This window comes from Brevundimonas sp. BAL450, from assembly GCF_015767455.1.
GTDB classification, from domain to species: domain Bacteria; phylum Pseudomonadota; class Alphaproteobacteria; order Caulobacterales; family Caulobacteraceae; genus Brevundimonas; species Brevundimonas abyssalis.
The window spans coordinates 61,704-83,090 of the sequence record NZ_JADWOW010000056.1 but is presented as its reverse complement, the minus strand read 5'-3'; the positions used below and the strand labels follow the sequence as shown (position 1 = coordinate 83,090).

Annotated in this window: 21 protein-coding genes; 16 read left to right on the top strand and 5 right to left on the bottom strand. The window is 70.1% G+C overall.

The window, feature by feature from the left end; genetic code table 11:
• The first annotated feature begins 1 nt into the window (after position 1).
• The gene (mscL, locus tag IWC96_RS11970) at positions 2 to 427 is read left to right on the top strand and encodes a large-conductance mechanosensitive channel protein MscL (RefSeq protein WP_021697182.1); all 426 of its coding nucleotides are present in this window, start codon (positions 2 to 4) and stop codon (positions 425 to 427) included.
• Positions 428 to 434: 7 nt separating this feature from the next.
• On the opposite strand, the gene IWC96_RS11965 is transcribed toward mscL, so the two are convergent.
• Positions 435 to 1,520: a GNAT family N-acetyltransferase gene (locus IWC96_RS11965; RefSeq protein ID WP_021697183.1), complete on the bottom strand. Its 1,086-nt coding sequence runs from the start codon at positions 1,518 to 1,520 to the stop codon at positions 435 to 437.
• Between the two features lie 125 nt (positions 1,521 to 1,645).
• On the opposite strand from IWC96_RS11965, the gene IWC96_RS11960 reads away from it, so the two are divergent.
• The 15 genes from IWC96_RS11960 to IWC96_RS11890 all read left to right on the top strand — a co-directional run bounded on the left by IWC96_RS11960 (position 1,646) and on the right by IWC96_RS11890 (position 17,200).
• On the top strand, positions 1,646 to 2,425 hold the full coding sequence (locus IWC96_RS11960) for a type II secretion system protein N (RefSeq protein WP_021697184.1): 780 nt from the start codon (positions 1,646 to 1,648) through the stop codon (positions 2,423 to 2,425).
• Between the two features lie 166 nt (positions 2,426 to 2,591).
• Positions 2,592 to 4,031: a hypothetical protein gene (locus IWC96_RS11955; protein WP_196839003.1), complete on the top strand. Its 1,440-nt coding sequence runs from the start codon at positions 2,592 to 2,594 to the stop codon at positions 4,029 to 4,031.
• Between the two features lie 85 nt (positions 4,032 to 4,116).
• Positions 4,117 to 6,726: a TonB-dependent receptor domain-containing protein gene (locus tag IWC96_RS11950; RefSeq protein WP_196839002.1), complete on the top strand. Its 2,610-nt coding sequence runs from the start codon at positions 4,117 to 4,119 to the stop codon at positions 6,724 to 6,726.
• A 154-nt stretch (positions 6,727 to 6,880) separates the two neighbouring features.
• Positions 6,881 to 7,711, top strand: coding sequence for a type II secretion system protein N (locus IWC96_RS11945; RefSeq protein ID WP_052516759.1), 831 nt, complete (start codon positions 6,881 to 6,883; stop codon positions 7,709 to 7,711).
• Entirely contained in the window at positions 7,708 to 9,783 is a 2,076-nt protein-coding gene (gene gspD / locus IWC96_RS11940) for a type II secretion system secretin GspD (RefSeq protein WP_196839001.1), read from the top strand. The genes IWC96_RS11945 and gspD overlap by 4 nt, the downstream gene beginning before the upstream one ends.
• 3 nt (positions 9,784 to 9,786) lie before the next feature.
• Complete coding sequence (gspE, locus tag IWC96_RS11935; RefSeq protein WP_021697190.1) at positions 9,787 to 11,271, top strand: type II secretion system ATPase GspE; 1,485 nt, start codon at positions 9,787 to 9,789, stop codon at positions 11,269 to 11,271.
• Positions 11,271 to 12,479 carry a type II secretion system inner membrane protein GspF gene (gene gspF, locus IWC96_RS11930; RefSeq protein ID WP_021697191.1) on the top strand — a complete coding sequence of 403 codons (1,209 nt, stop codon included), beginning with the start codon at positions 11,271 to 11,273 and terminating at the stop codon, positions 12,477 to 12,479. Before gspE ends, gspF begins: the two co-directional genes overlap by 1 nt.
• An 11-nt stretch (positions 12,480 to 12,490) precedes the next feature.
• Entirely contained in the window at positions 12,491 to 12,946 is a 456-nt protein-coding gene (gene gspG, locus IWC96_RS11925) for a type II secretion system major pseudopilin GspG (protein ID WP_021697192.1), read from the top strand.
• A complete protein-coding gene (locus IWC96_RS11920; RefSeq protein WP_045318981.1) occupies positions 12,918 to 13,385 on the top strand; it encodes a GspH/FimT family pseudopilin in 468 nt (155 codons plus the stop codon). Before gspG ends, IWC96_RS11920 begins: the two co-directional genes overlap by 29 nt.
• Positions 13,378 to 13,734: a type II secretion system minor pseudopilin GspI gene (gspI, locus tag IWC96_RS11915; RefSeq protein ID WP_021697194.1), complete on the top strand. Its 357-nt coding sequence runs from the start codon at positions 13,378 to 13,380 to the stop codon at positions 13,732 to 13,734. Before IWC96_RS11920 ends, gspI begins: the two co-directional genes overlap by 8 nt.
• On the top strand, positions 13,731 to 14,312 hold the full coding sequence (gene gspJ / locus IWC96_RS11910; protein WP_021697195.1) for a type II secretion system minor pseudopilin GspJ: 582 nt from the start codon (positions 13,731 to 13,733) through the stop codon (positions 14,310 to 14,312). The genes gspI and gspJ overlap by 4 nt, the downstream gene beginning before the upstream one ends.
• On the top strand, positions 14,309 to 15,298 hold the full coding sequence (gspK, locus tag IWC96_RS11905; RefSeq protein WP_021697196.1) for a type II secretion system minor pseudopilin GspK: 990 nt from the start codon (positions 14,309 to 14,311) through the stop codon (positions 15,296 to 15,298). The genes gspJ and gspK overlap by 4 nt, the downstream gene beginning before the upstream one ends.
• Positions 15,295 to 16,401, top strand: coding sequence for a type II secretion system protein GspL (gene gspL / locus IWC96_RS11900; RefSeq protein ID WP_021697197.1), 1,107 nt, complete (start codon positions 15,295 to 15,297; stop codon positions 16,399 to 16,401). The genes gspK and gspL overlap by 4 nt, the downstream gene beginning before the upstream one ends.
• A complete protein-coding gene (gene gspM / locus IWC96_RS11895; RefSeq protein WP_021697198.1) occupies positions 16,398 to 16,871 on the top strand; it encodes a type II secretion system protein GspM in 474 nt (157 codons plus the stop codon). Before gspL ends, gspM begins: the two co-directional genes overlap by 4 nt.
• On the top strand, positions 16,868 to 17,200 hold the full coding sequence (locus tag IWC96_RS11890) for a hypothetical protein (protein WP_021697199.1): 333 nt from the start codon (positions 16,868 to 16,870) through the stop codon (positions 17,198 to 17,200). Before gspM ends, IWC96_RS11890 begins: the two co-directional genes overlap by 4 nt.
• Here IWC96_RS11890 and IWC96_RS11885 read toward each other — a convergent pair.
• Genes IWC96_RS11885 through leuS form a run of 4 tightly spaced genes read right to left on the bottom strand, consistent with a single transcriptional unit; the run spans position 17,179 to position 21,372 of the window.
• Positions 17,179 to 17,802: an A24 family peptidase gene (locus tag IWC96_RS11885; RefSeq protein WP_231379049.1), complete on the bottom strand. Its 624-nt coding sequence runs from the start codon at positions 17,800 to 17,802 to the stop codon at positions 17,179 to 17,181. The two genes, IWC96_RS11890 and IWC96_RS11885, sit on opposite strands and share 22 nt — an antisense overlap.
• A gap of 30 nt (positions 17,803 to 17,832) precedes the next feature.
• Complete coding sequence (locus IWC96_RS11880) at positions 17,833 to 18,285, bottom strand: DUF411 domain-containing protein (protein WP_021697202.1); 453 nt, start codon at positions 18,283 to 18,285, stop codon at positions 17,833 to 17,835.
• 34 nt (positions 18,286 to 18,319) lie between these two features.
• On the bottom strand, positions 18,320 to 18,814 hold the full coding sequence (lptE, locus tag IWC96_RS11875) for an LPS assembly lipoprotein LptE (RefSeq protein WP_196838999.1): 495 nt from the start codon (positions 18,812 to 18,814) through the stop codon (positions 18,320 to 18,322).
• Positions 18,811 to 21,372 (bottom strand): leucine--tRNA ligase, encoded by a 2,562-nt coding sequence (gene leuS / locus IWC96_RS11870; protein WP_021697204.1) that lies wholly within the window; start codon positions 21,370 to 21,372, stop codon positions 18,811 to 18,813. The genes lptE and leuS overlap by 4 nt, the downstream gene beginning before the upstream one ends.
• Between the last annotated feature and the right edge of the window lie 15 nt (positions 21,373 to 21,387).

Sequence of the window (21,387 nt, the reverse complement as noted above, 5' to 3'; positions counted from 1 at the left end):
CATGGGCCTCATCAAGGAATTCCGCGAGTTCGCCGTTCGCGGCAATGTGGTGGATCTGGCCGTCGGCATCATCATCGGGGCGGCCTTCAGTGGCATCGTCCAGGCCCTGGTCAACGGGGTGATCATGCCGCCGGTCGGCCTTCTGTTCGGCGGCGTCGATTTCGCCGAGTTGAAGTGGGTGCTGGTCCCGGAGAACCCGGCCACCGAGGCGGTGGAGGAGGTGGCGATCCAGTACGGGGCCTTCGTCAACACCGTGGTTCAGTTCGTGATCGTGGCCTTCGCGGTCTTCCTGCTGGTGAAGGGGATCAACGGCATGCGGCGCAAGCAGGCGGCCGAGCCGACGCCCGAGACGCCCCCGGCGCCCACGCCCACCGAGGCGCTGCTGGCCGAGATTCGCGACGAACTGAAGGCGCGGCCCAGAGTCTGATCCGGATTCAGGCCGCAGGGACCGGGCGCAGGCAGAAGCTGTAGTCGCCGTCGAAGGGAGTCGGCGACCAGCCCGCCCGCATCCGCGCGGCATGTTCGGGGGCGAAGCGGGCGTGGCCATGGCCCCAGCCGCCCTCGCGACGGGCGCGGCGCGCCAACGGCCCGAGGGCCTCCAGCATGTCCGGCGAGACCACCTGGAGCCGCACCTTGGCCGCGCCCAGACGCCGCGCATTGGCGATCAGTGCGCCGGTCAGGACGCCGGCCGCATCAGGCTCGTCCTTCAGGGTGACAAGGTCGATGATGTCCAGGACCGGCGGCTCCAGGCGGCTCATCTTGGCCATCTGCGCCAACAGCCAGCCGGTGACAGCGCCGTCCCGGCGGTAGGCCAGCAGGATGGGCGGCAGGGTTCCGTCCGGCTCGCCCAATCTCCAGCGCAGGGTTTCGGCGCTGCGGTCGGCGAGCACGCGGCCTTCGGATCTGAGTCGGGACCAGAACAGACTCCAGTCGTCATCGAACCCGTCCAGGGGGGTCACCTGCGGGGGCAATCTCAGCGCCGGGTTTCGGCCGAGACGGCGGTTCATCAGACGTTCGGGACCGGGCCTGCCGCTGAGATCCGGCGCCAGCCTGCGGATGACCCCGGCGCCGGCGGCGGCCATCGGATCGATCATCCATGTCAGCTTCAACGCATGGGCGCCCTCCGGCCAGGGGGACAGACCATGCCGACGGTAGAGCGGCGCCGACAGGGCGTTGGCGTTCAGGGTGTAGAACAGCGCCACGTCCGTCCGGTTCATGATCCTGCGGATGAGACGTCCCGCCACGCCCTTCAGTTCCGGCGGCACGATGATGGAATAGCCGGAGACGCCCAGGACCGGCTGGTCGCCGATCCAGAACCGCTGTGGAAACTGGCCCACGAAGGCGGCGCGTCCCGCCTCGTCCTCCGCCAGCCAGCCGATGGGAAAGTCGGCAGGGCGCGCCGGGTTGGCGGCCAGCCAGCGCCAGCCCTCGGCAGAGCGCGCGGGCCAGTCCACCGCGCTGTGCAGGGCGTCGACGACGGGGGCGTCGGCGGGCGTGAAGGGGCGGAGATGCAGTGACATGACAGGCCGGCAAGTTCCAGGACCCCAGCATCGCGACCAAAACTTTTGATATGATGACCGCCGAAGCGGAGCCTGGGCCCGTCCGTGCACGCATGACTGTCATGATCCCGGACTAGGTTCCGGCCATGTTCGCCCTGCCCCTGTTTCGTCGACCCGTCAGCCGGGCTCAAGCCGCGACCGAGGTCGTTCTGGCCGTGCTTCTGGCGTTGCAGCCGGTGCTCTGGGCCTGGACGCTCGGCGGAGCAGGGCGAGGGCAGACGGAGGCGGCGGCCCTGACGATCGGGCCGGCGCCTGCGGCGCATGCGCACCCCGGGGACGACCCCTTCTTCGGAACTGTGGGCGATGCCGCCCCCCTGACGCCGCACACTCTCTACGCCGTGCGCGCGGGCGCACGGGCCGGCGCGATCATTGCCGGGCCGGACGGCGTGCAGAAGGCCGTCCGCGTCGGCGAGACGGTCAGCGAGGGCGTCGTACTGGCCGCCGTGGCCACGGATCATGTGGTGCTGGGCCATGGCCGGACCCGGACACGGCTCGACTTCCCGGCGGCGCCGCCCGCAGCGAACCCCGGCCCGGCGCAACCCGTCATGGCCGCGACGGGTCAGGCCGCGGCGGGCCAGGCCACAGCGGGTCCGGGCGCTGCCGATCCCGCCACCTACGCCACGGCCCTGCGGCCGGTCTCCGCCAACGGCGCCGACGGCTATGTGTGGAGGCCGGGAACCGACGGCGGCGTTCTGGCGGCCGCGCGGCTGAGACCGGGTGATGTGATCCTGCGCATCAACGGCACGCCCTTTGATCGTTCCGAACGGCTGGAGGAGCTGGCGGCGGACATCGCCGCCGGACACGCGGTCGATCTTGAATACCGACGGAATGGCTCGGTGTTTTCAATTCGATACACGCCGGAATAAGTACAGCAGAAATATAAATAATGATCCGGGTTCTGATCATGACAAGATATGGCGAAATTACTGTCATCTGATCATTGCAAACCTTCACTAATCCCATGCTCCGAGTTGCGGGGGCGTCGGCATGGTGCGCGGCGGGCCTGCTTTCACGCGCAACGAGGGGACTCCCATGTCACGTACCTACAAGATCCTTATGGCCGGCGCCGCTGCGCTCGCCCTGGCGTCCTGCGGCTCGGCCGAGGTGGCCTCGCCCGGTGAGGGCGGCTTCGGCGGCGGTGGAACCGGCGGCGGCGGCGGCGGCGGCGGTGGCGGTGGCGGCGGAACCGGAGCCGCGGCGGACTGCCCGACCGGCTTCGACAACGTCGGCGTCATCAACAATCTGCGCAACTGCCAGCTGCCCGCGAAGGTCGTCGGGAACCTGGTGGTGCCGCTGCGCGCCGGCACCATCTATTCGCTGGGCGGCCGTACGGACGTGGGCGACGACCAGGGCGCCAACCCCGCCGCCCCGATCGCCGGCGCCCAGGACGGCACCCTGACCATCGAGGCGGGCGTGACGATCTTCGGCTCCAGCGGCGCTGACTTCATCGTCGTTAATCGCGGCTCGCAGATCTTCGCCGAAGGCACCGCCACGGCGCCGATCATCTTCACCAGCCGCCAGAACATCGAAGGCACCTCCGGTCCGGACTCCATCGGACAGTGGGGCGGCCTGGTCATCCTGGGCCGCGCGCCCATCGCCGCCTGTCCCGGGGGCGTGACCCCGCCGAACCTGGCCTGTGAAGCCCAAGTGGAAGGCACCAGCGCCTTCTACGGCGGCAACACCGTGGCCGACAACTCGGGCCGCCTGCGCTATGTGCGCGTCCAGTTCCCGGGCTTCGAAGTGCTGCCCGGCAACGAGCTGAACGGCATCACCCTGGCCGGCGTCGGCAACGGCACCGTGATGGAGTACATCCAGGTCCACAACTCGTCCGACGACGGCATCGAGCCGTTCGGCGGCACGGTGAACCTGCGCTACGTCGTCCTGACCGGCAACGACGATGACAGCTTCGACACCGACACCGGCTATCGCGGTTCGGCCCAGTTCATGATCATCCGCCAGCGGGCTTCGGGCGGCGACCGCATGTTCGAATCGTCCTCGGCCGGCAACCAGGCCCTGTTCACCCGTCCGCGCATCTCGAACGTGACCGCCATCGGCCGCCCCAATGGCGGCGACGCGATCATCCTGAACAGCGGCCATTCCATGCAGATGTACAACTCGGTCCTGACCGGGTCGGCCGCCTGCCTGGACATCGACGACGCCGCCACGGTGGCCAATGGCCCGACTTTCAACTCGATCCACTTCAGCTGCCCGATCGCCTTCCGCGACGACACCAACGTCACGGCCGCCGAGGCCGCGGCCATCTTCAACGCCGGGTCGAACAACACCGCCAACGGAACCTCGACCCTGAACGGTTTCGTCAACGGCACGAACGAGAACGCCGTGACCGCCACGCCGGTCAACTCGGTCAGCGCCTTCCTGCAGAACGTCGATTACATCGGCGCCGTCCGCGACAGCAACGACAACTGGTGGCGGGGCTGGACCTGCGGCCTGGAGAGCGGCTCGACCTGCTGATCCGAGCCCAAGGAGACGAGCGGCGGCCTTTCGCGGGCCGCCGCTCATTCCCGTTTCGTCGACATCTCAAAGGCGCAAGAAGACCATGACCCGCATCATCCACACCCTGAGCGGGCTTCTGCTCGCCACAACGGCCCTGGCCGCGCCGCATGTCGCGCTGGCCCAGGTCGCCGAAACCGAACAGCCCGAAGTCACCTCGGTCGAGGAGATCGTCGTGCTGGGCCGCTATATCCCCGAGCCCATGAGGGCGACCTCCGAAATCTCGGCCTTCGTCACGGCCGAGGATCTGGAGCGCACGGGTGACTCCAACGCCGCCGACGCCCTGGTTCGCGTCGCTGGCCTGACCGTGGCCGAAAACCGCTTCGTCTACGTCCGCGGCCTGGGCGAGCGCTATTCGGCGGCGCGCCTGAACGGCTCGCCCCTGCCCAGCCCCGAGCCGCTGCAGCGGGTCGTGCCGCTGGATCTGTTTCCGGCCTCTATCCTGCGCAGCGTCGCCGTGCAGAAAACCTATTCGCCCAACTATCCCGGCGAGTTCGGCGGCGGCATCATCGACCTGTACACCGTCGCCACCCCTGACGTGCCGTTCTTCAACTTCGGCGTCAGCATGGGCGGCAACACCGAGACCACCCTCCAGGACGGCCTGATCTATTACGGTTCGCGCAGCGACTTCACCGGCTTCGACGACGGCACCCGCGACCTGCCGGGCCGTCTTCGCGCCGCCATGGCCACGGGCAACCGGGTGGTCCAGGGCGCCAATTTCACGGCCGAAGAGATCCAGCGCATCGGCTGGGATTTCGTCAACGCGCCGCTGAACCTGCTGCAGATGGAAGACAACATCCAGCCGGACTTCGGCTTCGACGTCTCGGCCGGCCGCTCCTTCGACATGGACTCCGGCGCCCGCTTCGGCGTCATCGGCGTGCTGGGCTACAGCAACGAGTGGCGCACCCAGAACGGCGTTCAGGGCGAAGGCCGCGTGGACGTCGACACCTTGTCGGCCACCCGCCAGTACGACTTCATGTCCACCGACAACAACATCGGCTGGGACGGCCTGCTGGGGCTCAGCTTCGAGACCGCGGATCACCTGATCCAGTGGACGAACCTGTATGTGCGCCGCACCACCAAGGAGACCCGCTCGCGCGAGGGCTTCGACTTCGACGCGCCGGGCAACAATCTGGTTCGCGATGACTACACCGCCTGGTACGTGCGCACCCTGCTGAACACCCAGCTGGCCGGTGAGCACACCTTCGGCGACCTGGGCGTGAACTGGCGCGGCGCCTGGGCCCGTTCGACCCGGGATGCGCCCTACGAGAAGACCATCCGTTACTCCATCGGTGATGACGGCGTGGCCTTCCACGAAGGCCAGCGCAACTCGACGTCCTTCAGCGAATTGACCGACGACGTGGTCAGCGGCGGCATCGATCTGAGCTACGATGTGGCCCTGTCCAACTTGCGCGACATGACCTTTACGGTCGGTGCGGAAACCTACGAGAACACCCGCGAGGCGGAGCAGCGCATCTTCTCGTTCCAGGGCTCGGGCCTGTCGCCCGAGTTCCAGCGCCAGCGGGTCGATTTCTTCTTCGCCGACTTCAACCAGGGCCCCGGCTTGATCCGGCTCGTGGAGACCACCGGCGGCGGCGGCGCGGCGGCCTATGACGCCGAGCTGACCGTCAACGCGGCCTACGCCCAGGTCGAGGCGGACATCCTGCCGCTGGTCAGCGGCTCGGTGGGCGTGCGCTACGAGGAAGCCGAGCAGACCGTCGTCTCGCGCGACCTGTTCGGCGGCGTCACGCCGTTCCAGCCGACCGTGCTGGAGAACGAATACTGGCTGCCGGCCGCGACTCTCACCTGGAACTTCGCCGAGGACATGCAGTTCCGTTTCGGCGCCTCCCAGACCATCGGCCGGCCCCAGTTCCGTGAGCTGGCGCCGCAGCAGTACCTGGACCCGGACAGCGATCGCCTGTTCATCGGCAACCCGTTCCTGACAGACAGCGAGCTGCTGAACCTGGACCTTCGCTATGAATGGTACTTCCAGCGCGACCAGTATGTGACCGCCGGCCTGTTCTACAAGGACATCGACCGTCCGGTGGAATCGGTCATCAACGACACCGGTTCCGTGACCCAGCAGACCTATCTGAACGCTCCCGGCGCCGAGCTCTGGGGCATCGAGCTGGACGTGAAGAAGTACTTCGACAGCCCCATGACCGGCGCCTTCTGGGACGGCAAGCGCTGGCTGGTCCAGGCCAACTACACCTATGTCCAGTCCGAACTGCGGGTCGGGGCGGATGACGAGGTCTTCCCCCTGTCCGGCAACGGCACGTCTCAACCGGCGACGAACTTCTTCACTGACGGGGCGCGTCTGCAGGGTCAGTCCGAGCACCTGGCCAACCTGCAGTTCGGTTGGGAGGACGACATCGTCGGCTCCCAGGCGACCATCCTGGTCAACTACGCCTCGGAACGGTCGTCCGCACGCGGCCGCCCCGGCGAGCCGGACCTGATCCAGGAGCCGGGCGTCATGCTGGACTTCGTCTATCGCCGCGACTTCGGGGCGTTCGGACGGGATTTCAGCTTTGGACTGGAACTGCGCAATCTATTGAACACCGAGTTCCAGGAGTACCAGGAACTGGGCCAGCGCGTGGACATCAACCGTTACGACCTGGGCGCCTCCGGCTCGATCAGCCTGAGCACCAGTTTCTGATGAAGGCCGGCGGGGTGGTTCGCCGCCCCGCTGGATCGTCCGTGAACCCGGCGATCGTCACACGATTGTCGCCATTGCGTCATCGTCCCGAGCGGGCTTCGCGCCCCTTCGCCGCGCTAATCAAGCGGCCGAAGCGACCCGGGGGCGACCGTCCGTGTTCCAACTGATTGACAGACTCAACGCGGCGCGGCTCCCCACGGGGGCCGCGTTCGCAGTTCCGGGCGGCGCCCGGGGTCTGACCGAGGCCGTGCTGGCGGGCCTGCTGGCTCTTCCGGCCGCCGCCCTTCTGTGGATGGTGGTCACCCCCGCCGGCCCATTCGGCGCCGCGCCTTCCCGCGCGTCCGCCACGCCGGACGTCTCCGTCCTGGCCCGCATCGACGGCTTCTTCCGCACCGGCGCCCCGTCCAGCCTGGCCGAGGCCACGGCGGCCAACAGCGGCTCGCTGCGCCTGTTCGGCGTGCGCGCGGGCGGGGCAGGGGGCGGCTCGGCCATCATCGGCCTGTCCGACGGCCGTCAGGTCTCGGTCGCCGTGGGCGAGGAGATCGAGCCGGGTCTCAGGCTGGAGAGCGTTGCGTCCGACCATGCCGTGGTGGCGCGCGGCGCCTCGCGCACCCGCCTGGCCTTCAGCGAGGCCCCGGCCGGCGCTGCGCCGCCGCCGCCGCCGCCTTCGAGTCAGCAGGTCATCGCGCCGACGACCCCGGCCGCGTCTGGCGACCCCATGCAGCTCCTGAGTTCCGGCGTCCTCGCCCCCCATGTGGTGGACGAGCGCATCACCGGCTTCGTCGTCACCCCGGCGGGCGCCGGACCGGCCGCCGAGGCGGGCCTGCTACCCGGCGACGTCATCCAGGCCGTCAACGGCCAGGCGCTGGACAGCGTTTCCAGCCTGCCGCGCATCGCCGCCGGGCTGGCGGGGGCCGAGTCTCTCCACATCCGCTACGAACGCGGCGGCGAAGTCCGCGCCGCCACCCTGAGGATCGCTCAATGACCGCTGGCGCCAACCGCATCCTGGCCATGGTGGCCGCCGCCGTGATCGGCGCCTCGGGCCCGCTGGGCGCCGTCGCGCCCGCACTCGCGCAATCCAGCCCGCGCCAGACCCTGAACGTTCAGGGCGCGGACATCCGCGCCTTTATCCAGGACATCGCCCGCACCACCGGGCACACCTTCATCGTCGATCCCCGCGTGACCGGGACCGTGACGGTGACCAGCGACCGGGCGCTGAGCCGCTCCGAACTGTTCGAGGTCTTCCTGTCCACCCTGCGGGCCAACGGTCTGGTGGTGTCGCCCACCGGGTCGGGAGCCTATCGCGTGTCCCCGGCCGAGGGCGCCGCACAGGGGCCATCCACCGTGGGCTCCGAACGCTTCGCCACGGAGGTGTTCCAGATCGCCAACATCGACGCGGCCTCGGCCGCCGAGGTGGTGCGTCCGCTGGTGGGCGCGCAGGGCCAGGTGCTGACCAATCCGCGCGGCAACACCCTGGTGGTGGCGGACTTCGTCGACAACCTGCGCCGCATCCGCAGCTTGATCAGCCAGATCGACGTGGACCGCTCCGCCTATGAGGTGGTCACCCTGAGGAACTCCTCGGCCCGCGAGATCGCCCGGGTGGTGAACGAGGTGCTGACGCCCCCCGGCGGCGGTTCGCCCGGCATGGTCAGCGTCGTCCCGGTGGAGAGCTCCAACTCCATCGTGCTGCGCGGCGACCCGGCGGCCGTGGCCCGCATCCGCCCGCTGGTGGATGATCTGGACCGCCGCGCCGAGTCCGCCGACGACGTGCGGGTGGTGTTCCTGGAGCACGCCGACGCGGAACAGCTCCTTCCCGTCCTGCAACAGATGACCGGCCAGATCTCGCGGCCTCTGGACGGGGCGGCCAGCGCGCCTGCCGAGGGCGACAACGCCGCTCCGGCCTCAGCCGCCACGCCCGGCGCCCGCGCCAACATCGCCCGCTTCCCCGGGGCCAACGCCCTGGTCATCGCCGCCGCGCCGGAAACCCAGCGCATGCTGTCCGAGGTGATCCGTCAGTTGGACACCCGTCGTCAGCAGGTGCTGGTGGAAGCCATCGTGGTGGAGGTCTCCGATGACGCCGCCCGGGCGCTGGGCGTGCAATGGGCGCTGGCCGGCCGGGACGGCAACCCCCTGCTCGCCACCAACTACTCCAACACCTCACCCAACATCCTTCCCATTCTGGGCGGCATCGCCGGCGAGCGCGAACTGGACGAGGACGATCCGCTGCTGGAGGACCTGCGCGGGGCGGCGCTGAACTCCCTGCTGGGCGCCAACGGCGTCATCGGCATGGGCGGCGGGACCATCGGCTCGGACGGGTTGTTCGGCGCCATCATCAACGCCGTGCGCAGCGACGAGGGCTCGAACCTGCTGTCGACCCCGTCGCTGATGACTCTCGACAACGAGGAAGCCACCATCCTGGTGGGTCAGGAAGTCCCGGTGGTGGTCGGAGAAGTGCTGGGCTCCAACAACACCAATCCGTTCCGCACGACCCAGCGTCAGGACATCGGCGTCAAGCTGGAGGTGCGGCCCCAGATCAATGCGGGCGGCGCCATCACCCTGTTCCTGCGTCAGGAGGTGTCCAGCATCAACGGGGTGCTGACCGCCGGGGCCAGCGATCTTGTTCTGAACAAGCGCGAGATCGAGACCACCGTGCTGGTGGACGACGGCCAGATCGCCGTGCTGGGCGGCCTGCTGGACCAGAACGAGCGGCTGTCGGTCCAGAGCGTGCCGGGCCTGGGCGACATTCCGGTGATCGGCGCCCTGTTCCGCTCCACGGCCCGCGAGCGCGGCCAGACGAATCTGATGGTCTTCATCCGGCCCACCATCATCCGCAGCCCCGGCGACGCCGCCCGCGTGGGCGCCGAGCGCTGGGACTACATGCGGGGGCGCCAGATCGACCGCGATCCGACCGTGGAGCCGTCGCTGGACATGCTGATCCGCGACTACATGGGCGGCTATCGCCCCGCCGCACCGGTTGCGGGCGGCGAGGTGATCTCGCCCGCCGGCATGGCTCCCGGCCCGGTTGAAGGCGCGCCCCTGCCGCCGCCCGAGGGTTGATCCATGATCACCCTGATCAATCCGACCCTGCCCTACGCCTTCGCCAAGCGGCATGGGGTGGTGCTGCTGGATGCGGGCGAGACGGCGCTGGTCGGGGTGCGGGACGGCGCCGATCCGCTGGCGCTTGTGGAGGCGCGCCGCGCGCTGGGCCGGCCCCTGCGCATCGAGCGGCTGACCGCCTCGGGCTTTGACCGCCGCCTGTCGGAAATCTACGCCGACGACCCGTTCTCGGGCGGCGAGCCGGGCGAGTTCGACATGCCCTCGGGGCTGGACGGGCTGATCGACGACATGCCCGCCGCCGCCGACCTGCTGGACGTCACCGACGACGCCCCGGTGATCCGCCTGATCAACGGCGTGATCGCCGAGGCCGTGCGCTCCGGGGCCTCGGACATCCACATCGAGCCCTATGAGCAGGCCCTGCTGATCCGCATGCGGGTGGACGGGGTGCTGCATGAGGCCCTGCGCCTGAACAGCCGCATCACCCCGCTGCTGGTGTCGCGCATCAAGGTCATGGCGCGGCTGGACATCGCCGAAAAGCGCGTGCCCCAGGACGGGCGGATCCCCCTGGCCCTGGGCGGCAAGACGCTTGACGTGCGGGTCTCGACCCTGCCGTCGCGGGCCGGCGAACGGGTGGTGCTGCGCATCCTGGACAAGGATCAGGCGGGGCTGAGTCTGATCGAGCTCGGCATGGATGAGCACACGCTGGAGGCCTTCAGCCAGGCCCTGGCCGAGCCCAACGGCGTGATTCTGGTCACCGGCCCAACCGGTTCGGGCAAGACCACCAGCCTGTACGCTGGGCTGTCGGTGCTGAACGACGCCAGCCGCAACATCCTCACCGTCGAGGACCCGGTGGAATACGCCATCGACGGCGTCGGACAGACCCAGGTCAACACCAAGGTCGGCATGACCTTCGCGGCGGGCCTGCGCGCCATCCTGCGTCAGGACCCGGACGTGGTCATGGTCGGCGAAATCCGCGACGTGGAGACCGCCCAGATCGCGGTGCAGGCCGCCCTGACCGGGCACCTGGTGCTGTCCACCGTCCACACCAACGATGCGGCGGGCGCCGTGACCCGCCTGCGCGACATGGGCATCGAGCCGTTCCTGCTGGCTTCCACACTGCGCCTGATCGTGGCCCAGCGGCTGGTGCGCCGCCTGTGCCCCGACTGCCGCCGCCCCGAGCCGGCCGACAAGGCCACCGCCAAATTGGCGGGGATCAAGGAAGGCAAGACCATCTGGCGCGCCGCCGGCTGCGCCCACTGCAACCAGACCGGCTATCAGGGCCGCGTCGGCATCTATGAGACCATCCGCGTCACCGACGCCGTGCGCCGCCTGATCGCCGAGGAAGCGGGTGAGGAGGCCATCACCACCGCAGCCCTCGGCAAGAAGTCCAGCCTCTCGGGCCGCGCTCGGACCCTGGTGCTCGAGGGCGTGACCACGGTGGAGGAATCGGTCCGCGTCACCCGCCAGTCGGTCGAGGACCCCGACTGATGGCCGCGTTTGACTATGTGGCGGTAGACCCGAAAGGCCGGACCCTGAAGGGCGTGGTCAGCGCGCCGGACGAGGCGGCCGCGCGCAATGTGCTGGATCGCCGCCGCCTGATGCCGCTGGAGCTGTCTGTTTCATCGGCCCGGCCCAACCGTGAAACCAAAGCGGGCGGGGGTCGTCTGGGCTCCAAGACCCTGGCCCTGACCACCCGCCAGCTGGCGACCTTGGTCGCCGTCTCGCCGGTGGAGGAGGCGGTGCGCACCATCGCCCTGCAGAGCGAGCGGCCCGCCGTGCGCCGGGTGCTGATGGGCGTGCACACCGGGGTGCTGGAAGGCTTCCGCCTGTCCGAGGCCATGCAGCGTCAGGGCCCGGCCTTCCCGCCCCTGTACCGGGCCATGGTGTCGGCGGGCGAAAGCTCGGGCGCCCTGGGTCCGATCCTCGAACGCATGGCCGATCTGCTGGAGCGCGAACAACAGGTGCGCGGCAAGGTCATCACCGCCCTGGTCTATCCCATCGTGCTGGCGGTGGTGGCCATCGGCGTCATCGCCGCCCTGATGGCCTTCGTGGTGCCCCGGGTGGTGGAGCAGTTCACCAGCATGAACCAGACCCTGCCCCTGCTGACGCGGGTGGTGATCGCGATCTCCAGCCTGATCACCGACTGGGGCTGGCTGGTGCTGATCCTTCTGGTGGCGGGAGGCGTGCTGTTCGCGGCGGGCCTGCGCCAGCCCGCCTTCCGCCTGAAGGTGGACGGGCTGATGCTGAAGCTGCCGGTGATCGGGCGGCTGATGCGCGACCTGCACGGGGCGCGCATGGCCCGGACCCTGTCCACCATGATCGCGGCCGGCCTGCCGGTTCTGGAGGGCCTGACCATCACCGCGCGCACCGTCTCCAACCGTGTGCTGCGCGCCGCCACCGAGTCCATGGCCGAGTCCGTGCGCGAGGGCGGCGGGCTGTCGGCCGCCATGCGCCGGGCCGAGGTCTTTCCGCCCATCCTCGTCTACATGACCGCCTCGGGCGAAAGCAGCGGGCGGCTGGAGCCCATGCTGGAACGCGCCGCTGATTACCTTGAGCGCGAGTTCGCCACCTTCACCGCCGTGATGCTGAGCCTGCTGGAGCCGGCCATCATCGTGGTCATGGGCGGGATCGTCGCCGTGATCGTGCTGTCGATCCTGCTGCCCATTCTTCAGATCAACACCCTGGCCCTCGGATAAGCGAGCGTATCATGTCCAAGCCCGAACAAGCCCAAACCGCCCGTCGCCGCAAGCGCGCCGGCTTCACCCTGGTCGAGGTCATGGTGGTTGTGGTCATCATCGGCCTGCTGGCCACGGTGGTGGTCATCAACGTCCTGCCCGCCCAGGACCGCGCCCTGGTCGAGAAGGCCGGGGCCGACATCGCCGTGCTGGAGCAGGCGGTGGAGACCTATCGCCTGGACAACCTGACCTTCCCCCGCACCGAGGACGGCCTTCAGGCCCTGGTCGCACCGCCCGCCAGCCTGACCCGTCCCGAGCGCTATCGCCAAGGCGGCTATGTGCGCCGCCTGCCCGACGATCCGTGGGGCAATCCCTATCAATATCGCCAGCCGGGCCGCGACAACCGGCCCTTCGAGATCATCTCCCTGGGCGCCGATGGCCAGGAAGGGGGCGAGGGCAATGACGCCGACATCTCCAACTGGCGCTGACCGGGACCGCCGACCGGGCTTCACCCTGGTCGAGGTGATGGTGGTCACGGCCCTGATCGGCCTGGCTGCAGGGGCCGTGGTCATGACCCTGCCCGATCCCCGCCCGCCGGTGGGCCAGCAGGCCGAGGTCTTCGCCGCCCGTCTGGTGCGGGCGCGGGAAGAGGCGATCCTGACCGGCCGCCCGGTGGCAGTGACGGCCGACGCGCGCGGCTACGCCTTCGAGATGTTCGCGGGCGGAGAATGGGGGCCGCTGGAAGACGGTCTGTTCCGCCGCGCCGACTGGGGCGAGGACGTGCATGTCACCCTGCCGCGTGAGACGGCCCGCACGGCCTTCGACCCTACCGGCATGGCCGACCCCCTGACCGTCGCCCTGTCGCGCGGCGAAGGCGCTGTGAGCGTGACCGTCGACGGATCCGGCGAGGTGCGCGTGAATGACTGAGCGGCCGGGGTTCAGCCTGATCGAGATGGTGGTGGCCCTGGGCGTGTTCAGCCTGGCGGCCCTGGCCTTGCTGAACCTCATGGGCGAGGGCGTGCGCTCGGCCGTGCGCGCCGAGACCCGCACCTTCGGCGCCGTGGTGGCCGAGAACGTGGCGGTGGAGGCCGTGATCGCCCGTGATCCGCCGTCGCAGGGAATGCAGGACGGGCAGGTGCAGCTGGCCGGGCGCGACTGGCGCTGGACCCGCACCGTCACCGCCACCCAGGACCCCGGCATCCTGCGCATCGACGTGTCGGTCACCGATGGCGGCGAGCACGCCGCCGACCTGGCCGTGTTCCGGAGCGTGCAATGACCCGACGCGCGGGCTTCACCCTGGTCGAGGTTCTGGTCGCCCTGGCCATCTTCGCCATGATCGCCTCGGCGGGGGTGGGACTGCTGTCCTTCGCCATCGACAACCGTCTGGCCGTGCGGGACGCCAGCGAGCGCACCGCCGCCTTCCAGCGCACCCGCGCCCTGATGCGGGCCGACCTGGGTCAGGCGGCGCCCCGGCGGGTGCGCGGCGCTGACGGGGCGCCCCAGGCGGCGTTCGAGCTGGGCGGTGAGGCCTTGTTCGCCGTCACCCGCCGCGGCTGGATCAATCCCGGCGAGGCGCAGCGAGCCTCCATGCAGCGGGTGGACTACCGGCTGATCGACGGACGGCTCGAGCGCCGGGTGCGCGAGCGGCTGGACGGCGCCCGGCCGGCCGAGCCGCAGGTGCTGCTGGAGAATGTGGAGACCGCCCAGGTCACGGCCATCCTCGACGGCGACCCCATCGCCGATTGGCGTCCGACCCGGAACCGACCCCTGCCGGACGCGGTGCGCATCGACCTCACACTGGACGGCTACGGACCGGTCAGCCAGCTGTTTCTGGTGGCGGGGGCGGATGCATGAAGCCCTCCCGTCGCGAGCGCGAGGGCATGGCCCTTCTGACCGTCCTGCTGCTGGTGGCGGTGATGGCGGCCTTGTCCGTGGTCATGCTGGACGACATCCGCTTCTCCGTGCGCCGCGCCACCAACGCGTCGGCCATGGATCAGGCCCAGTGGTACGGCCTGGGCGCCGAAACCCTGGCGCGGAGCCAGGTGCGGCGGCTGATGGACCAGAACAGCAGCCGCACGCCGCTGGAGCCCGAATGGAACGGCCGCACCTTCGACTTCCCGGTCGATGAGGGCGGGGCGATCCGTGTGACCGTGCGTGACGGGCAGGCGTGCTTCAACCTGAACAGCGTCGTGACCGGTCAGGACGAGGCGCTGGCCCGCAATGACGACGGCGTCCGCCAGTTCCTGGCTCTGTCCCGCGCGGTCGGCGTGGCCGAGGCGCGGGCGCGGGCCATGGCCGACGGGCTGGTGGACTGGATCGACACCGACAGCCGGTCCGAGCCGCTGGGCGGCGAGGACGGCGCCTACGCCGGTCAGGCGACCCCCTACCGCACCGGCGGGACCTTGCTGTCCGAAGTCAGCGAACTGCGCGCCGTGCGGGGGGTGTCGGCGGAGGACTACGCCCGCCTCCGCCCCCATCTGTGCGCCCTGCCGGTGACGGGCGTCACCGCCATCAATGTGAACACCCTGACGCCGGATCAGGCCGTGCTGCTGGTCATGATGACCGACGGGCGGCTTTCGGACTGCGCCGCCCGGCGCGTGATCGCGGCGCGCCCCCCCGGCGGCTGGAGCGACACCGCCGCCTTCTGGGACCAGCCGGCCCTGGCCGGACTCACTCCCTCCAACGCCGCCTATGATCAGGCCGGCGTCTTCACCCGCTTCTTCGCCCTCGACGCCCGGGTCGCCCACGGCGGCGCCGAGGCGGTCATGAGCGCCCTGATCGAGGCCGTCCCCGGCGGGGCGGTCCGCACCGTGGCGCGCCGATGGACAACCGACGAATGACCCTGACCCGACTTCTTCTGCTGGCGCCCTCGGCGGACCAGCCCTCGCCCTGGCTGGCGGTGGACCGCGACGGCCGCGTGCTGCAGCGGGGTCTGCTGACCCCCGACCGCGCCGGCGCTCCGCCTCCCGCCATGCGCACCGTGGTGGTGGCGCCCGGCGCCGATGTCATGGTGCGCTGGCTTGAGCTGCCCGGACGCAACGAGGCGCAGGGCCGGGCCGCCGCCCTGTGGGCCCTGCGCGACGATCTGGCCGCCCCGCCGGACCGGCTGCGCGTGTCGCTGGGCCCGCGGCGCGAGACGGACGGAAAGCGTCTCGTGGCCGTGGCCAATGCTGCGCTGGTGGACGCCTGGATCGCCTATGCCGAGTCGCTGGGCGTGACCCCGGACGTGATCGTGCCGGATCACCTGACCGTCGCGCCGCCGCAGCAGGGCGAGAACCTGACCTCCGTGGGCTTCGGTCCCATGACCGCCCTGCGGGGCATCGACCTGTCGGTGACGGTGGAGCCGGATCTGGCGCCCCTGATCGCGGGCGACCGCCTCGTGATCCCGGTGGAGCGGGCCGAGGACGTGGAGGCCATGCTGGTTCAGGCCGCCCTGAACCCGCCGGTCAATCTGATCGGCCGCACCCGCACCGCCGCCGAGGGCCCTGGCGCCTGGCGCCGCGCGGCGGTGATGGCTGGCCTGCTGGTCCTCTCGCCCCTGCTGCTGCTGGGCGTGGCGGCGGCGCGGGACGATCTGGCGGCGTGGGCGCTGAACAGCGAGAGCACGGCCATGCTGCGCGCGGCTTTCCCCGACATGGCGCCGGACGCCGATCCGGCGGCGGAGGCGCAACGGCGGCTGAACGCTACGGCCGCGTCCGGCGGCGTCTCGGGCGTGACCGCCGCCCTGTTCGCCGCCGTTGAGCAGGTCCAGGGGACCGAGCTGGACGCCCTGTCGGTCTATGACGACGGCCAGGTGCGGGCCACCGTCTCCTACGGCGCCTATGGCGATCTGGAGGCGCTGGACGCCGCCCTCGCCGCCTCGGGTCTCGGCCTGACAGACGAGACCACCCTTGAGGAGGACGGCCGCATGGTCAGCGACGTGATCATCGGAGCCGCCGCATGACCGCCTTCAACGACCATGTGAAAGCCGCCCGGGCCTGGTGGGACGGTCGCACCGCCCGCGAGCATGTGATGCTGGGCGTTCTGGGCGGCGTGCTGGTGCTGGTGCTGGCGTGGTTCCTGATCCTGGCGCCCCTGCTGGCCTGGAAGGCGGGCGCCGCTGACCGGCTGGACACCGCCGTTCAGACCCACGCCCTGGCCTCGGCGGCGGCGGGGATCGATCCATCCGGCGCCGTCGCGCGGATTCCCGCGGACATCGAAGCCCTGCTGACCAATAGCGCGGCCGATGCTGGCGTCGCGGTTCAGGTGACCGCCGAGGGCGGGGGCGTCAGCTTCGCCGTGGAGTCCGCCGAGACCGCCCGCCTGTTCGGCTGGGTCGCCGCTCTGGAGCGGGCCGGGCTGACCATCGCCAGTCTCAGCGTGCTGGAAAACGCTGACGCCACCCTGCAGGCGCAGGGGACGGTCGCGCCGTGAGCCGGCTGACCCTGATCCTCGTCTTCGCCGTGTCGCTGGCGCTCATGCTGGCGGTGCTGACGCCGCTGCGTCTGGTGCTGGGCACGGCGGGGGCAGACGATCTGGGCCTGTCCGCCGAGCGGGTCGAGGGGCCGTTCTGGGCCGGCCGGGTGATCGGGGCGCGGGCGGGCGTCATGCCGCTGGGGGACCTGAGCGTTTCGGTCAATCCGCTCGCCCTGATGCTGGCGGGCGACGACGCGGCGCGGCTGCGCGCGGTGACGGTGCGCGACGCCTCGGGCGAGCGCATCCCGCTGGACGGCTTCGCCGCCTACAGGCCCAGCGGCCCGTAGAGCCAGGTCATCCAGATCCCCAGCGCCAGGAAGACGCCGAAGGGCAGGCGGTCCTCGGCCGACACCGGCTGTTTCAGCACCAGACGCGCCAGAACCAGACTGAGGCCGGCCACGGACGCCCACAGCAGCACGCTGGGCAGGCCCATCCATCCGGTCCAGGCCCCCGCCGCCGCCAGCAGGCGGAAATCGCCGCCGCCCAGTCCCTCCCGCCCTCGCGTCCGGCGGTACAGCGCCGCAATCCCCCACAGCACGGCGAAGCCGGCCGCCGCGCCGATCAGGTGGTCGATCAGGGCGGGCCGGTCGAACAGCGCCGTCGCCGCCAGACCGCCCGCCAGCAGCGGCAGGGTCAGCCAGTCCGGCAGCCAGAAATGCCGCGCATCCACGGCCGCGATCAGCAGCAGGCTCCAGCCCAGCAGGGCGGTGACGACGATGGGGGCCGGGCCAAGGAGGGACCACACGCCGACCGCCGCGCCGAGAACCGCGAGGCCGGTCATGAGGATGGGCGAAGCGCGCCCCGGTCCGGTTTCGTCCAGGCGGGCGGTCAGAACAGCCGCGCCGAGGCCCGCCGCCAGTCCGGCCCCTGTGAGCGGCAGAACCAGCATCAGTCCCGCCGTGCCCGGCTCCATAGGTCTTCAGCCCTGGTTGTGACGAGCAAAGACCCGCGTGGCGCCCCCGTTCAGCACCAGCAGAGTTTCATAGGGTTGCCCCGGCCGGCCGGGAACCTCCATGCCCGGAGAGCCCAGGGGCATGCCGGGAACGGCCAGTCCCACCGCGCGGGGACGCTCGGCCAGCAGACGGATGACGTCGGCCGCCGGGATATGACCCTCGAAAATATAGCCGTCCGCCACACCCGAATGGCACGACATCAGCCGGTCCGGCAGGCCGTGACGGCGGCGGACGGGGGACAGGTCATCCAGGGTCTCGACGGTGGTTTCAAAGCCCGCGCGCCGAAGGTGTTCAACCCAGCCGTCGCAACAACCGCACGTCGGCGTCTTGTAGACGGTGATGGTCCGTGTTCGGGCCAGGGCGGCGCCGGGCGCCAGCAGAACGGCGGCGGCCAGCAGGGTGCGTCGGTTCAGAGACATGGAGCTCTTCCTCCTCGGACGGTGGAGCGGCCTCCTAAGGCCGGTTCAGTTCGGCCAGGGCGCGTGACAGATCCAGCCGGATCAGGCGCGCGGCCTCGGCCACGGCGCGTTGTTCGCCGTCGCGCTGGGCGGCGATGGCGGCGTAGGCCTGATCGGCGGCGGCGTAGGTGACGGTTGCCGTCACCGCGTCGGTGATGACTTCTCCGCCGGAGACAGGGGTCAGCTGGTAACGCACGACCATAACCAGTTCATAACGCGAGACCGTGTCGTCCACCCGGCGGCCCAGGGCGCCGCGGCGCTGCTCCACGTCGGTCTGCAGCCGCCACAGGGGCGTCTGGCCGCGATCCCAGGCCAGTTCGTCCTCCAGCGCCTGACGCAGTTCGTAGCCCGCCCGGGTGTCGGGAACCGAGACCGAGATGCGCGACAAGGTCGGCGATACGCCGGGCTCGGCATACAGGGGCGTGAAGCCGCAGGCGGCCAGCATCATCAGGGCGCCGACGGCGGCGCCGATGCGGGCCAGACGAATCATCCGGCCACCAGATTGATGATGCGGTCGGGCACAACGATGACCTTTCGGACGGACTGGCTGACCGAGACAAGGTAGGCCTGAACCGCCGGGTTCGCCAGAGCCGCCTCGCGCACCTGATCCTCGGGCGCGCCGCGGGGCATGACCACTTCGCCGCGACGCTTGCCGTTGATCTGGATGGGCAGGGTCAGTTCGTCGTCCGTAACCAGCGCCGGATCGTAGTCCGGCCAGGGCGCGTCCAGAACCATGCCGTCCTGACCCAGACGGGCCCAGCATTCCTCGGCCAGGTGCGGGGTGAAGGGCGCGATCAGCCGTGCGAGCGCCGACAGGGCCTCGCGCCGGGCCTCGCCGCCCGCCTCCGCATGGGCGCGGATGACGGCCACGAAGGCGTACAGCTTGGCGATGGCGGCGTTGAAGCGGAAGCCCTCGACCCCCTCGCTGACCGCCTTGATGGCCTTGTGGGTCTCGCGGCGCAGGGCCTCGTCCAGCCTGGCGTCGCCCGTCTTCGCGGGGTCGAAGCCGTCAAACTCGGTCCAGACCCGCTGCACGAAGCGGCTGGCGCCCTCGACGCCGCCGGTGGTCCACTGAACGTCGCGCTCGGGCGGGCTGTCGGACAGCACGAACAGACGCCCGGCATCCACGCCGTAGGCCTCCAGAATCTCCTCGGGGGCGACCACGTTCTTCTTGGACTTGGACATCTTCTCGATGTCGCCGATGGTCAGGGTTTCGCCGGTGGAGCGGCGGGTGGCGGTGCGTCGGTCGCCATCGGCGACGATCTCCACGTCGGTGGGTTCGACCCACTTGCCGTCGGCCGCCTTGTAGGTCTCGTGGACCACCATGCCCTGGGTGAACAGTCCGGCGAACGGCTCCTTCACCTCCATCAGGCCTGCATCCGACAGGGCCCGGGTGATGAAGCGGGCGTACAGCAGGTGCAGGATCGCGTGCTCGACCCCGCCGATGTACTGGTCCACCGGCAGCCAGCGATTCGCCGCCGCCTTGTCGATGGGCGCGTCGGCCGTGGGATCGGTGAAGCGCGCGAAATACCACGAGCTGTCCACGAAGGTGTCCAGGGTGTCTGTCTCGCGCCGGGCGTCCGCGCCGCACGAGGGGCATTTGACGTGCTTCCACGTGGGGTGGCGATCCAGCGGATTGCCCGGCACGTCGAAGGTCACGTCCTTCGGCAGCTCGACCGGCAACTGGTCGGCCGGAACCGGGACCGGTCCACACGCCTCGCAGTGAATGATGGGGATGGGACAGCCCCAGTAGCGCTGGCGCGACACGCCCCAGTCCCGCAGGCGGTAGACCGTGGCGCCTTCGCCCAGCCCGGCCGCCTCGATGCGCGCCACCGCCGCCTTTTTGGCGGCCTCCACGTCCAGCCCGTCCAGATCGGCCGAGTTGAAGATGCGGCCCGGGCCCACATAGGCCTCGTCCGCCACGGCGAAGTCCTCGCCGGCGCCGTCGGGGCGCACCACCGGGATGACCGGCAGATCGTATTTGCGGGCGAAATCCAGATCCCGCTGGTCGTGGGCCGGGCAGGCGAAAATGGCGCCGGTGCCGTACTCCGACAGGATGAAATTGGCGATCCACACCGGGACCGTGCGCGTGGGATCCAGCGGATGGATGGCGGTCAGGCCGGTGTCGAAGCCGATCTTCTCGGCCTGATCGATCTCGGCCTGGCTGGCGCCGCCCTTCTTGCACTCGGCGATGAAGGCGGCGGCCTCGGAGCTACGCTGGGCTATGGCGGCCGACAGCGGATGATCGGGGGCCAGGCCCACGAAGGACGCGCCGTACAGGGTGTCGGGCCGGGTGGTGAACACCTCGACGCTCTCGAAGCCGGACGGGACATCGCCCTTCAGGGGCCAGGTCACCCGGGCGCCGGTGGAGCGGCCGATCCAGTTGGCCTGCATCAGCCTGACCTTCTCGGGCCAGCGGTCCAGCGAGGCGAGCCCTTCCACCAGATCATCGGCGTAGTCGGTGATCCGCAGGAACCACTGGGTCAGCTTCTTCTTCTCGACCTCGGCGCCAGAACGCCAGCCGCGGCCGTCGATCACCTGCTCGTTGGCCAGCACGGTGTTGTCCACCGGATCCCAGTTGACGACGCCTTCCTTGCGATAGACCAGGCCGCGCTTCAGCAGCTCGATGAACCACGCCTGCTGCTTGCCGTAATAGGCCGGGTCGCAGGTGGCGAACTCGCGGCTCCAGTCCAGCGACAGGCCCAGCAGCTTCAGCTGGTCGCGCATGGCGGCGATGTTGGACCACGTCCAGTCGCCCGGATGCACGCCGCGCTCCATAGCCGCGTTCTCGGCCGGCATGCCGAAGGCGTCCCAGCCCATGGGGTGCAGCACGTCGAACCCCTGGGCCCGCTTGTGACGGGCCACCACGTCGCCCATCACATAGTTACGGGCGTGGCCCATGTGGATGTTCCCGCTGGGGTAGGGGAACATCTCCAGCACGTAGTATTTCGGCCGCCCGGTCTCGCCGGTCGGGGTTACAAAGGCTTTCGCCGCCTCCCAGCGCGCACGCTGGCGGGGTTCGGCCGTCCGGGGATCGTATCGCGTCATGGGGTCAGTCTGACT